The following is a 13286-nucleotide window of genomic DNA, read 5'->3' on the forward strand; positions in this document are numbered from 1 at the left end:
CGAATAATCGGATTAATGGGCACATTTTTAATGTGCTGATGTGCTAATTATGCAATCGCTGAATGGTTAAATTGTTGAATGGTTGATGAAGGAATTTGAAGAGGAACCCCAAAACACATTGCATCTTTTGACTCTTAACTGTAGAAGCGGGTCCTGCGCCCTGCATCTTAAATACTAAAGCCTGAAGCTCAACTTCTTAAGCTCCCGCCTGAAAACTTTAAACAGGGTGTACCGCTCCGTAGCCTCGTTAAAAGAGATACTGACCGGATGCTGGCTCGATAAAGCTCTGTCGCCAATCAGGTTGGCCCTGTGGTCGTAGAGGTATGTTTTCTGCGGTCCTGTTTCTGTGATGGCGTATATTTTGCGGTCTCCGCCAAACTGAAAATACTGTATGTGCTTGGGAGCTGAGGTAACAAACTGCTTTTCGAAGAGCTGCTTCAGATCCTGGTCAAAAAAGGCTACCCGCCCCTGGTCCTGCCGCCCGATCACAAACGATTTTTCGCGGTTATCGGGCACCAGCTCAAACATGGCTGTCTTAGTTGGCCGCAGCAGCTGCTCCCGGCTCCGCACCTGCCCCTGCAGGTTAAATACCACCACCTCGCCATAGCGGGTTACCACCGTTACCTCCGACTTGCGCAGGTCGCCGGCAGGTCTGGCAAAGGGCGCAGAGGTTATAGGAGCCCGCAGGCTGAACGGAAACCCAGGGTAAGGATCGCCGTTGCGGTTCAGGGCGTAGATGTAGCCGTTCTCCAGCAGAATCAGGATCACGTCGCGGCTCCCGATGCGCAGGTGCTGCGGGGTGGCTGCCAGCCTGTAATCGAGGCGGCGTGGCTGCCAGCCTTCTATGGCGTTGCCGCGCATATCGAACATATACAGGTTTCCCGTGCTATCGTCTACGAGCAAGCGGTAATTGCCGTCGGTTTCATAATCGAACACCGCCAGGTGCTGGATGCGCAACGAGTCGCCTACGTTGAAAGGAAAATGCTCCAGCTGGTTTCCCTGCCCGTTGAGCACATGGATGCGGTTGGCGGTGGCGAACACATAGTGCATCTTTCTATCCGAGCCAAACTCTATCTGCCGCACGCCTCCCCTTATGTCGCTGCCAAGCGAATCGGTCCAGCCACGGCCGCTGCTGGCCGTGATCAGGTGCAGCCTGTTCAGCGAATCCAGCACCACCACCTCACGGCTTCTGTCGCCTGCGTTCTGGATCGGGTAAGGCATCGATACCAGGCCTGTCTCGAAAGGCACCACCGCCAGCTCCTCGAAACCGGTTTCGCCCTGCTCGTTGCTTTCCATTCTCCGGAAGAGCACGTTGGTATAATACTGCTTCTCTACCTTGGCAAACTGCAGGCTTACCTGGTTAAAGCGCCGGATCAGGGAGGCCTGCTGCAGCAGGGCGTCGCGGGCATCTTCGGACACATACTTGCTCATCACGTACCAGGCGTTCACGGTGTTCATAAACAGGCTGAAGTTGGCCTCCTGCAGCGTCTCTTCCAGGAAAGCCTTCTGAGCGACAGATTTCCCCCATACATTATCTGCGGCGATATCGTCCAGAACCCCTTTAATGGAGCTCACCTCATCGGCAAACAGCAGGTAATTCTCCAGCTGCACCACATAGCTTTGCTCAAAGCCTCCGAACAATTTACCGAAGAGCTGCTCCGGCAACTCCGGTATGTTGAGCTGCTCTATGGCGTAGCTGCCATGTTTTTCGGTATGAGAGGTAAGTTTGCGGGCGGCGTTTACCTGGTCGCTTAGCTTGCGGAGCAGCGCCAGCGTAAGGGCGGGGTTGGCAGATTGAGCAAATACCACCTTTTCGGGTTTGGCGTTGATGTTGTACGACTCCAGAAAGGTAAGGGCCAGCTCCTGCGTGAAAGTGAAGGCCAGGCTATCGAGGGAGGTGGTGTACACGGTGCCCGCCGCCCGGGGCAGCTCCCGCAGCCGCGACACCTGCCCGGCCCCAAAATGAAAGAGCACGGCCGTACGGTTCGGCAGAAATTTTCTGACCTGCAGCGGCTTGGGCACGTCCGGCTGCAGGCGGTTCTGGAAGGAGTCTTTCATGTTTTCGGGGTTGGAGAACCCGTTCAGGAAAATCTTGTTCTGCTCCAGTTTCAGCTCCAGCATGCCATTGCGGCACAGGCTGGCCAGGTAGCGCACCTGCGGCATCAGGTCCGGGCTCACAAACAGCGCCAGCAGCTCGGGCAAGGTGCGGTAATTGACCAGCACATTGGCATACACATCGGGCTGCGAGAGGTAATTAACACTTTTAAAATCAGCGGCGACGGAGGTGGGCTTGCCACGGTTTATCCTGCGCACAATCTCCTCTATCAGCACCGGCGACGGGCTCAGGATGATGTTGTTGTGATACGAGAAAAAAGTGAAGCTGCTGCCAATGGTCGTGTTCCGGATATCGGTGATCTGATAGCCCTGGTACTCACGTGACTCCTCCTGAAAAACGCTGCTCCTGTTTATATTCTCGGAGAGGGTGCGCAGAAAACGGTGCTCGCCCACGGTGTTTACTGGCACATAAAAAACGTACTGCAGCTCCGAGCGCCCCACCACGTGCACCGAGGTCAGGATCTCCTTTTTATCGAGAAAGCGGGTCAGGCGCTCTGTTCCGGGCGAGATGCTGTCGAGCCAGGCAATGTTCTCCTCGAGGCGGTGGGCCACCGGCAGCAGGGCATAGCTGTCCCAGAGCTGCGTTGCCTGCAGGTGCTCCACCAGGGCGGTGTGGTTGTTGGTTTCCAGCACAAAGGCCGCGTGGTCGGGCACCAGCGTCCACAGATCCACTTTCGACTGCACGTCTTTCCAACGATGAAAACCATAATAGGCCAACGATGCCAGCAGCACAAATCCAAAGAAATAAAATACAAATCGTTTCGCCATAAGAAAGCGGAGTCAGGCTACAGTATTGTGGAGCAAAGATAAAAACTTGAGGTTGAATAGCAGCCTTAAGAAAGATTTTAGATGAGAGACGGTAAATTTTAAACGCCAGATTTTTTTTTAATAAGACATGGGCCATGAAACACCTTTCTATTACTACAACTGCAAAAAAAGCCGCACTGCTAACGTACACCACACCACCAATAGCTATTGCCTATGCCTCTCGCCCACAAGATCCCTTCAGGATGACAGAAAGGTATGGTCCTGCTTTCTAACAATTAAACAATTTTACCATTCAGCAATTGTATAATTAGCACATCAGCACATTAAAAAATTAGTACATTAATTAGATTATTCTAATCAAAAAGCCCCTCCAGAGGTTCTGCTGCTGCTGCTGAAGAGAGCCCAAATATTTGTGTCTACGAAAAATGTGTGGGAGCCATCAGGCGTCGAAATGCACTGCTGCTGCTACTGCTGCTCTCTGAGTAAAAGTTTAAAAACCTTCAGGATTAACAATTTAACCATGCAGCCATTCAGCAATCAGCACCTAAAGAAAAGACTCTCGTATACAAAACCCACCACCAAACAGCTACCCATGTTTAAGATCCTACTCCCGATAGATTTTTCTGAGAGCACCGATAACGCCTGCCAGTACGCCCTGAAGCTGGCAGCAGCCGCACCTGAGGCACAACTGTTGCTCCTGCACTGTTTCCAGGACTACCTGGCCGATAGTGATCCTGTGCTGCCTTCTGCCACCGACCTTACGCCATCTGAGGTTATTACAGAGAAGGTACTGCACCTAAACCAGACGGAGGCACAGCAGCAACTGGAAGCGTTGTATCGCCGCATCACGGAAGAAGCACATTTGCACGGAACGAAGATAAAAACAGAGCGTTCGTTTATCAATGGGTTTCCGGAAGATGAGATTCCGGCACAGGCAAAACGCTACAAGCCATCGCTGGTGATAATGGGCACCAAAGGGCACACCGATCTTTCACGCTCCTTGTTCGGCACCATCACTACCAAAGTGCTGGGCGAACTCAACGCCCCCCTGCTTACCGTGCCGCAGGAGTACCGAGGTGGGCCGATCAGGAAAGTGCTGTATGCCACTGACTTCGATAAGGCCGATGCAGCAGCCATAGAGGCGGTGCTGCAGCTGCTGCAACCATTCCGAGCCAGCGCTTATTGCGTACATATCTCAACTGACGACCAGGAACATGACCGCGAAAAGCTGCTGGCCCTGCAGGAGAAGATTCGCGAAAACCTACCGGCAGACAACATTCAGTTTGTGCTGCTGGAAGGAGACGGGGTAGCACAAACACTCCAGGATTTTGTGCAGCAGGAAGACGTAAACCTGATCGCCATCACCAGCCGGGAGCGCAACCTGCTCGACAGCATCCTGCACCCCAGCCTGGCTAAAAAACTGGTGCTAACGGCAGAGGTGCCGCTCCTGATCTTCTATAGCGACGTCGAAAAATAACAAGAGGCGCAGCTACAGCCCCAACCGCTGCCGCAGCGCCTCATAGTACCGCTCTGTAGCCCCTGCTGCCATAGAAAGAAACAGAAACGGCTCAATCAGCTCCAGCTCCATGAGCACCAGCTGCCCGTGCTGCGCCACCCCGTCTACACGGGCGTAGAGGCAGCCGGCGGCAAAACGGTCGGAAATGCTTTGTGCAGTGGCCAGCAGGCTGGCAGGAGGCGGCGGCGTATGTACCGACCCGCCCAGGTAATGCTGCACCCTGAAATCGCCGGGCCTGGCTGTTTTGAGCACGGCATGGCTGAATTTTCCGCCCAAAAACAGAAACGACCATTCCCCCTCGGTTTCTATCTCGCTTAGGAAAGGCTGCGCCAAGAACCCTTCCTCCTGCAACAGCTCATTTATCCGGGAAGTGTGTGCCTCTGCCTCTCCCCGGGCAATGGCAAAAGTGTTTTTGGCGCCCCCACTTACGCGCGGCTTCACTATTATTTTACTGGTCTGCAGGTGTTCAAAAACAGTGTTTGGTTCAAAGTGGCTCCCCTGCTCCAGCCAGTACGAAGGCACCACCTGCACTCCCTGCCGTTCCAGGTCTTTGAAATAAATTTTATCGGCGTTCCAGCGCAGAATTTTTACAGGGTTCAGCACCGGCAGCCCCAGTTGCTCCAGCTTGTTGAGCCAGCCATAAAAAGCCGCTATTTTATCAAAGTAATCCCAGGGCGACTTGATGATAATGGCGCTAAATGCTTCCCAATCCACATTTTCGTCGTCCCATACCTGAAACGAAACCGGCAGGCCCTTCTCCTGCAGAAACTGGTGCAGCCGCTCGTCCTTGCTGTCGGCGTAGGTGGTGTAAACGCCAAGGCTCTTACAAGTTACCAGCGCTATTTGTTGTATTGCCATATTTACCTGATATTTGCTGCCACAATTTAAATGTAGCCGCCACAGAAACTAAATGTAATAAATTCCTCACAAAATCATATCAGGCCAGAACTTTTAGAGGGGCTAATCTCGTATGTACTAATGGCATTCTCTCACGCCCCATTTCCAGCAATAATAGCATGTTCCAGTTCCTTCTCAACAGCAGCCGCTGCACGTACAGGCCTTCTGCACGTCTGTTCCTGCTGTTGTTTCTGTTCAGTTCATTTTCAGGGGCATGCAGCACCGACGTGGCTGATAAGGCGAAAGTGGAATTCAGAGAGCTTCGGTCCGAAACAAAACCAGACACGCTGAAAACCCGAAAAGCTCCGGCCAAAGCAGCTATGCAGATCGATTTCCTGGGAAACCCGTTTCTGGCCGACTACAACCAGAGCCGCTCCCTCGATGCCTATTTTGCCCGCATCAACAGCGATTTTACGCTGGAGGCAGAGCCGATCCCCAATATCCACAAAGCTGATATTACCGACACGATTTATATTATCCGTTTCGGCAGTTCCATGATCGAGCTGTATGCCCCTTCACTAACCGGCGATCTGCTGCTGCAGGTGGCCGATATACAGGGCAATGGCATCGTGCTCCGCAACAACATGAAAGTAGGCATGAGCCAGCCGGAACTGATGAACAAGCTCAAAAACTTTGATGTGCGCATTCTTCAGACCAACGCCGAAATCGTGGCCACCTCTACAGAAGGGGCCCCCATCGCCATCCGCTTCGCCCTGAAAAACGGCAAGGTGAGCCGCATCAGGTACGAAGGGTATATAGATTAGCTTTTTGAACTCTGGATGAGTGAGTGAATGAGTGGGAAATCTTCAGCTCACAACATTCCTGAGCATCTGCTTTTAGACAAGTAAATCCTGTCTGGAGGAGGAGCAGCAGCAAATGCCTCCGGAGCCAATCTAGTAGGGAAAAACAAGGCTTCTATTTCCTGGATTTTGCGCTAGCGCGAGTTTGTTGATCGTACCAGCGACCAGCTTTTCACTACAAGATGAGCTCCGGAGGGCCTTTTTTATTAGAATAACTCAAGTTGTGCGGTAGCAGCCCTAAATAATGTGGTGCGGCGGGTAACTACAAGTCAGATACAGTTGCCAGGTGCAAAGAGTGACGATTTTTTGTTTGAGCGTTCAGCGAGTGGGGGTAGGGGCCCTCGACAAGCAAAATCGTCTTGATTTTTTTGGTTCTTTTTGTATCAAGACAAAAAGAACAAAGACACGGGCCATGAAACAAGCTGCTTCTACCAAAAAGTCTTAACAAGTGGCTATGCTAACTTAGCCCCAGGCCAGTGGCCATTGCCTTAGGCTCTCGCCCACAAGATCCTTTCAGGAGGACAAAGGGACAAAGTCAGAAAGGCTCTCTACCGCACAACTTGGGTTAGAATAATTGCACCTGAGCCACAACAAGAACGAGCAGCAAAAGCATGGGTATGTTATAATTTTACGCCCCTGCTGTTCAACTCCCTGATTCTAAATTTTAGCCGTACCTTTACCGCAAAATTTCAAGGGGGAATGTGAGGTCAACGTATGCACTCATTCTCTCCATCACTCATTCAAAATTCAACCAATGCGTATTGTCGTTCAGCGGGTAACACAGGCTTCTGTAGAAATTGAGAAAGAAATTAAAGGGCAGATCGGGCACGGGCTCCTGCTGCTGGCCGGCTTTACGCCCGAAGACACCGAAGAAGACCTGAAGTGGACAGCAGCCAAAGTAGCACAACTCCGCATTTTTAACGATGCCGAAGACAAAATGAACCTGAGCGTGCAGGATGTGCAGGGCGATGTGCTGGCCATCAGCCAGTTTACGCTCTTTGCCAGCACCCGGAAAGGAAACCGCCCCTCCTATACCAATGCCGCTCCGCCTGCCATTGCCATTCCGCTCTACAACAGGTTTGTGCAGCTGCTGGAGCAGGCGCTGGGCAAGCCGGTGCAGACCGGCGAGTTCGGAGCCGACATGAAAGTATCGCTGCTCAACGATGGGCCCGTGACCATCACCATCGACTCCAAAAGCAGGGAGTAGGAGAAATAGTATCCGGGATAGCAATCAGGAATAAAAATACAATATATTTACTTTTCTTTGGCTACTCCTATGATTTCTTTAACAAAACCCCGCCTTGGGCTGTTGCTCTCCGCACTGCTGTGCCTGCTCCAGCTTGGGAGTGCCCCCGCCGCCGCCCAAACCGATACCACACAACAGCAGCAGCCGGTACTGAAGCAGCGCTGGATCGTCGAAACTAAAGACGGCTCTGTTTTCCAGGGATATTACCTGGGGCAGGAGGAGGCTGGCATCAGGCTCCTGACAGAAAGTGCGGGCGAGATCATAATTCCTCATGATCAGATCAAGACCACCAAAATTATAGACGAGGCCAGGCTCAGGGATGGTGCCTACTGGTTCGAGAATCCGAACAGCACCCGCTACCTGTTTGGCCCATCCGCCTTCAACCTGAAAAAAGGCGAGGCTTACTACCAGAACACCTACCTGCTGATCAACTCCTTTAACTACGGCCTTTCCGACAGAGTAACCATTGGAGGCGGCTTCGAAACGATATCGCTGTTTTCGGGCTCTCCCATTTTTTTTATCAGCCCGAAAGCCACCTTTCCGATAAGTGAAAAAGTGCGGGCTGGCGTGGGGGCTCTTTACTTAAATGTAGCCGGCGACAATATTGATTTCTCTGGCCTGGGTGTAGGCTATGGCATTGTGAGCTACGGCTCCACCGATACCAACGGCACACTTGGCGTGGGCTATGGCTACGTAGACGGCAGTTTTGCCCGGAAACCCATACTTACACTGAGCGGCATGACCCGGATAAGCCGCCGGGTTGGGCTGGTAACGGAAAACTGGCTCATGCCGGTCGATAATTATTATGGTATTGTATCGTATGGCGTCCGGTTTATGAGCGAGAAAATTACCGTGGACCTGGCCTTCCTCAACAACCGCGACCTGATGGATCTTATCCCCATTGGTATGCCTTACGTTGATTTTGTTGTTAAATTTGGCAAATAACGCAAGCCAAACATGACACTAAACGAAGCACAGCAACTGGTAGACAACTGGATAAAGGAAAACGGCGTCAGATATTTCAACGAGCTCACCAACATGGCCATCCTGACGGAAGAGGTAGGCGAAGTGGCCCGCATCATCAGCCGCCAGTACGGGGAGCAGTCTTTTAAAGAAAGCGACAAAGGCAGGCAACTCTCCGACGAGCTGGCCGATGTCCTGTTCGTGCTCATCTGCCTGGCCAACCAAACCGGCATCGACCTTACCGAAGCCCTCCAAAAGAACCTCGAAAAGAAAACCTCCCGCGACAGTACCCGCCACAAGCAAAACGAGAAGCTGCAGGGGGAGTAGTTTTAATGTGTGAATGGGTTAATGTGCAAATTTTTCAATTTGGTGATTCTTCAATTTGGAGATCTGGAGATGAGAAAATTCAGAAATAAACCTCAAGCAAGCTTTTAATATATCAACTCATAACTCTTACCACTTTGCTGCCTGAGATCTGGATTCAAACGAAAAAAATCTAACATCTGGAAGCTGGCATCCAACATCTAACAAGTGCAGGAGCAGCAAAGCATCCGGAGGGGCAAATTCATTGGAATAATTCAGGAAATGAGGAGCGTCCTGAAACGCAAAAAGCGGCCGCCTAGCGCAGGCAGCCGCTTTTCAATTACATACAGTGGTGTTTCCCTAAGCGTAAGTTTCTGCTTTTAAATTTACCAGTCTGTCGTTTTGCCACACCGGCAGCACGTCGTATTTGTTGTGCTGCAGGCAGAAGTGAATGTCTTTTGTTATCTCCAGGCGCTGCATGCGCTGCACGTGCGAAGAAGCCTGCAGGTACTGGTACAGGTCGGCTTTGGCGTTCTCGTACAAGTGCAGGGCTCCCAGGGTGGCATCGCTGGCGGATGTAAACTGCCGCTGCAGCAGCTGCTCGGCCACCGCGCCCGCATACAGCGAGTCTTCGAGGTTAAACATGCCTTTCCAACCGGCGCACACCACCAGCACATCCAGCTGCAGCTCGGCCAGGTGGTTTACTACTGCCTCCAGGTTCAGGAACGCGCCGATAATAATTTCTTCTGCTGCCTCCGATAAGCGAATGGCGCGGGTACCATTGGTGGTGGTAATGGCTATGGTGCTGCCCTTTACCTCCGGAATCATATAGCTGAAGGGCGAGTTGCCAAAATCGAAGCCTTCGGCTTTAATGCCGTCGCGCTCCGCAGCCGTCATGCAGCCTTTCTGTCCAAAGTTTCGGCACTCCTCCAACTGAGTTACCGGTATAATGTTGGCCGCCCCATGTGCAAAGGCCGTCACCATGGTAGAAGAAGCCCGCAATATGTCTACGGCCACAACAGCTTTCCCCTTCAGGTCAAACAAATGAATCAGCTCCGGGCTGAAACAAACATCAATAGATGGCATATACTTATATTTAAACAGATAAGAGACCTCTGCCTGCAAAGCCACAGGAGCTAGCCGGGGCCTATACCTGTACGCTAAAAATTTATTTCTTTACGAAAGGCAGCTTCACGACCTGTGCCTTCATGTCTTTGTTTCGAACCCGCACATAGAGTTCGGTGCCGGGCTTGCTCATTTCCTGCTTTACATAGCCCAGGCCTATGCCCTTGCCCAGCGTGGGCGACATGGTGCCGGAAGTTACTTCGCCTATGGTGGCCCCGGTTGCGTCTACCAGTTCGTAATGCGCTCTCGGAATGGCTTTGTCGAGCATTTCGAAGCCTACCAGTTTGCGGCGCACGCCTTCTGCCTTTTGCGCCTTCAGGTTCTCGGAGTTGGTGAACTCTTTGTCGAATTTCATGATCCAGCCCAGACCTGCCTCCAGCGGCGAGGTAGCGTCGTTTATGTCGTTGCCATAGAGGCAGAAGCCCATTTCGAGGCGCAGCGTGTCGCGGGCACCCAGGCCGATGGGCTTAATGCCGAAGGCCTTGCCGGCCTCCATCATGGCGTCGAACACCTGGCGGGCATCCTCATTTTTTACATAAATCTCAAAACCGCCTGCTCCTGTATATCCCGTAGCTGAGATAAGGACGTCTTGCAGGCCGGCAAACTCACCTTTCACAAAGGTATAATACGCCATGCTGGCCAGGTCCACAGAAGTGAGCGCCTGCAGCGTTTCTGCCGCTTTGGGGCCCTGCACCGCAAACAGCGAGAGCTGGTCCGATATGTTTTCCAGTTCGGCTCCCTCGGTGTTGTGGCTGGTGAGCCATTCCCAGTCCTTATCAATATTGGAGGCATTTACCACAAGCATGTACTCCTGCTCGCTGAAGCGGTAAACCAGCAGGTCGTCCACGATGCCGCCTTCGTCGTTCGGGAAGCAGGAATATTGCACTTTACCGTCGGTTAGCTTAGAGGCGTCGTTAGAGGTGGTCCGCTGAATAAGCTCCAGTGCGCCATCTCCCCTCACCATAAACTCTCCCATATGCGACACATCAAAAATGCCGACGGCGTTTCTGACCGTGTTGTGTTCCTCTATGTCGGAGGTATAGCGCACCGGCATGTTGTAACCGGCAAAAGGCACCATCTTGGCGCCTAAGGCCACATGCACGTCGTTCAGGGCAATTTTTTTCAGCTCCATAACTAATTTTATAAGATGATTACCTGCAAAAATAACTAAATAAAACCGTATCTGAAATTTTGCTTTCCGGGCTGCGGCAACAACAGCAGCCATCTGAATTATTCTAATCAAAAAGGCCCTCCGGAGTAGCTGCTGCCGCTGCTGCTGGTTAAAGTGCTGTTTGCTTCAGGCTATCAGCACGCTTGTAGAGGCAAAAAGCAGCTAACCCTCCAGGCCAACTTTCGTATAACCCCATTCCTTTTAGCCCTTTTCCTTTTCTATGATACCACTTTTAAAGAAGTCGTCTGTGCCCGATGCTGCGCAAAACAATTTGTTTTTTCCATCTGCTTGCTTCTTACCTCCCAATGTTTTTCCTTTAAAGGAAATCAGGCATAGTTCTATTGGCTTTACATGGTCCTGAGCCCAGGCTCCATTTCCTTCTTCTGTCATGTATTGCTAAGGTATCATTAAATGAAATTATCAGTAAAGCTTTTCACCGGATTTGTATTGATCTCGGTGCTGTTTACGGCAGTGGCCATCGTCAACTTCAGGCTAACCGAAGACGTGGTGGAGAACATGGGCTGGGTATCGCGGTCGCAGGTGGCTGTGCGCAGCTCGGCATCGCTGCAACGCAACATCATCGACATGGAGGCCGGCCTGCGGGGTTACCTTCTCAACAGCAACCAGACTTTCCTGGAGCCCTACCTCAAGGCCAAAGAAAACCTTCCGGCCTTCTTTAAAGAGATTAAAAGCTACTCGGTGCACTCTCCGGAGCAGGGCGAGCGGGTAAACCACATTATTGACATGCAGCAGCGCTGGCAGAACAACTACGCCGAGCCACTTATAGAACTAAGACGTGCCGACACGGTTAATACCGAGATCAGCAGGTATGACCTGTCTGTCGACAGCCTGATACTGGCAGAAAAAATTCTGATGGACAGTATCAGGACTGTTTTCGGCGACTTCAACTCTTACGAGTATAAACTAAGGCAAACCCGGGCCGACAGGCTGAGCGCCAGTATCGAGAATACCCGCCAGGTATCGGTCATCCTGACCATCGTATCGGTCATTATGGGCCTGAGCTGGGCGTATTACATTACCCGCATCATTACCAACCGGATCGTGAAGATGGTGACCCTGGCCGACAAGATTTCACGCGGAGAGTTTAAAACGCAGATCGTGGACACCTCGCAGGATGAGCTCAGCCAGCTTTCGCGCTCCCTCAACCGCATGTCGTCTACCATCGACGAGACCTTTGGTGAGCTTGACCGCAAGAACAAGGAGCTCGACCAGTTTGCCTATGTGGTATCGCACGACCTGAAGGCCCCCCTCCGGGGCATAGAGGTAGCCTCGCGTTGGGTAGAAGAAGACATGGGCAAAGATGTGCCGCCCCATGTGCAGGAGTACCTCATGATGATGCGGGTGCGGGTGCACCGCATGGAGAACCTGATAAACGGCATACTGGCCCTGGCACGGATCGGGCGCACCTCGCAGATAGAGGAAGAGGTGGATGTAAACCAGCTGCTGGTGGAGGTGGTAGACATGGTGTCGCCGCCACAGGGCTTCAGGATAGAGGTGCAGGATAACCTGCCGGAAGTGTATACTGTACGTGTACAGTTGCAGCAGGTGTTCGCTAACCTGATCAGCAATGCCATTAAGTACCATCATAAAAAATCCGGAAATGTTAAGGTGTCGCATCACGAAGAGGCACACTTCCACGTTTTCTCAGTATCGGACGACGGTCCGGGCATAGACCCGGAATACCACGACCGTATATTTATTATTTTTCAGACACTGCAGGAACGCGATGCTGTTGAGAGCACTGGTGTGGGGCTGGCCATTGTGAAAAAGATCGTGGAGCGGCAGGGTGGCACCATCTGGGTGGACTCAAACCCCGGACAGGGCGCTACTTTTAGCTTTACTTGGCCTAAAAATATCTGAGTGTCTGATATTAATTTACTAATTTTGTAGCAAGAACAACACATTATGAGCGATAAAAAAGTCAATATCCTGTTAGTAGAAGATGACTACCTGGATATTATGAATGTTGAGCGGGAGTTAAAGAAGATAAATGTAAACCACCCGATTCATGTTGCCCGCAATGGCAAGGAGGCACTCAATATGCTGCGTGGTGGCGAGGGTGAGGCCAGAATATCGCCGGCGCCAAGTGTTATCTTACTCGATATCAACATGCCGAAAATGAACGGCCTGGAGTTTTTAGCTGAGTTGCGCCGCGAGCCTGAGTTCAGCCATATCCCCGTGTTTATCATGACGACCTCAAACGAGGAATCGGACCGCTTTGAGGCACAAAGACTGAACGTGGCCGGCTACATCGTAAAACCGCTCACCTTCGACAGCTTTAACAAAAGCCACTCCTCCCTCGACAGCTTCAGCCTTTTCCTGGATCTGGTTAAGCTTAATTAAGACTTCCCCTGCACTTTA

Annotated in this window: 12 protein-coding genes; 7 read left to right on the top strand and 5 right to left on the bottom strand. The window is 51.8% G+C overall.

All coding sequences use genetic code 11. The features are described 5' to 3' along the window. Nucleotides 1-174: 174 nt before the first annotated feature. A complete protein-coding gene (locus FJM74_RS02420) occupies nt 175-2883 on the bottom strand; it encodes a hypothetical protein (RefSeq protein WP_187260973.1) in 2709 nt (902 codons plus the stop codon). A 592-nt stretch (nt 2884-3475) separates the two neighbouring features. Between FJM74_RS02420 and FJM74_RS02425 the strand changes: the two genes are divergently transcribed. Further along, nucleotides 3476-4360 carry a universal stress protein gene (locus tag FJM74_RS02425; protein WP_187260974.1) on the top strand — a complete coding sequence of 295 codons (885 nt, stop codon included), beginning with the start codon at nt 3476-3478 and terminating at the stop codon, nt 4358-4360. Nucleotides 4361-4372: 12 nt separating this feature from the next. On the opposite strand, the gene FJM74_RS02430 is transcribed toward FJM74_RS02425, so the two are convergent. After that, entirely contained in the window at nt 4373-5257 is an 885-nt protein-coding gene (locus tag FJM74_RS02430) for an ATP-grasp domain-containing protein (protein ID WP_241738911.1), read from the bottom strand. Nucleotides 5258-5415: 158 nt separating this feature from the next. On the opposite strand from FJM74_RS02430, the gene FJM74_RS02435 reads away from it, so the two are divergent. From FJM74_RS02435 to FJM74_RS02450, 4 genes are all read left to right on the top strand, one after another. Then, nucleotides 5416-6060 carry a hypothetical protein gene (locus FJM74_RS02435; protein WP_187260975.1) on the top strand — a complete coding sequence of 215 codons (645 nt, stop codon included), beginning with the start codon at nt 5416-5418 and terminating at the stop codon, nt 6058-6060. A gap of 790 nt (nt 6061-6850) precedes the next feature. Beyond that, complete coding sequence (gene dtd / locus FJM74_RS02440) at nt 6851-7303, top strand: D-aminoacyl-tRNA deacylase (protein ID WP_187260976.1); 453 nt, start codon at nt 6851-6853, stop codon at nt 7301-7303. Between the two features lie 69 nt (nt 7304-7372). After that, nucleotides 7373-8287, top strand: coding sequence for a hypothetical protein (locus FJM74_RS02445; RefSeq protein WP_187260977.1), 915 nt, complete (start codon nt 7373-7375; stop codon nt 8285-8287). A gap of 12 nt (nt 8288-8299) precedes the next feature. Then, nucleotides 8300-8632 carry a nucleotide pyrophosphohydrolase gene (locus tag FJM74_RS02450; RefSeq protein ID WP_187260978.1) on the top strand — a complete coding sequence of 111 codons (333 nt, stop codon included), beginning with the start codon at nt 8300-8302 and terminating at the stop codon, nt 8630-8632. 336 nt (nt 8633-8968) lie between these two features. Here the strand turns inward: FJM74_RS02450 and FJM74_RS02455 are convergent, their stop codons facing one another. From FJM74_RS02455 to FJM74_RS02465, 3 genes are all read right to left on the bottom strand, one after another. Continuing rightward, nucleotides 8969-9694 (bottom strand): 2-phosphosulfolactate phosphatase, encoded by a 726-nt coding sequence (locus tag FJM74_RS02455; RefSeq protein ID WP_187260979.1) that lies wholly within the window; start codon nt 9692-9694, stop codon nt 8969-8971. Nucleotides 9695-9776: 82 nt separating this feature from the next. Further along, nucleotides 9777-10865 (bottom strand): glycine cleavage system aminomethyltransferase GcvT, encoded by a 1089-nt coding sequence (gcvT, locus tag FJM74_RS02460; protein WP_187260980.1) that lies wholly within the window; start codon nt 10863-10865, stop codon nt 9777-9779. Between the two features lie 240 nt (nt 10866-11105). Next, nucleotides 11106-11294 carry a hypothetical protein gene (locus FJM74_RS02465; RefSeq protein WP_187260981.1) on the bottom strand — a complete coding sequence of 63 codons (189 nt, stop codon included), beginning with the start codon at nt 11292-11294 and terminating at the stop codon, nt 11106-11108. Nucleotides 11295-11315: 21 nt separating this feature from the next. Here FJM74_RS02465 and FJM74_RS02470 point away from each other — a divergent pair, with 21 nt between their 5' ends. Further along, nucleotides 11316-12785: a sensor histidine kinase gene (locus FJM74_RS02470; RefSeq protein ID WP_187260982.1), complete on the top strand. Its 1470-nt coding sequence runs from the start codon at nt 11316-11318 to the stop codon at nt 12783-12785. Between the two features lie 45 nt (nt 12786-12830). After that, the gene (locus FJM74_RS02475; RefSeq protein WP_187260983.1) at nt 12831-13268 is read left to right on the top strand and encodes a response regulator; all 438 of its coding nucleotides are present in this window, start codon (nt 12831-12833) and stop codon (nt 13266-13268) included. Nucleotides 13269-13286 lie beyond the last annotated feature (18 nt).

Source organism: Pontibacter beigongshangensis (assembly GCF_014332515.1).
GTDB lineage: Bacteria > Bacteroidota > Bacteroidia > Cytophagales > Hymenobacteraceae > Pontibacter > Pontibacter beigongshangensis.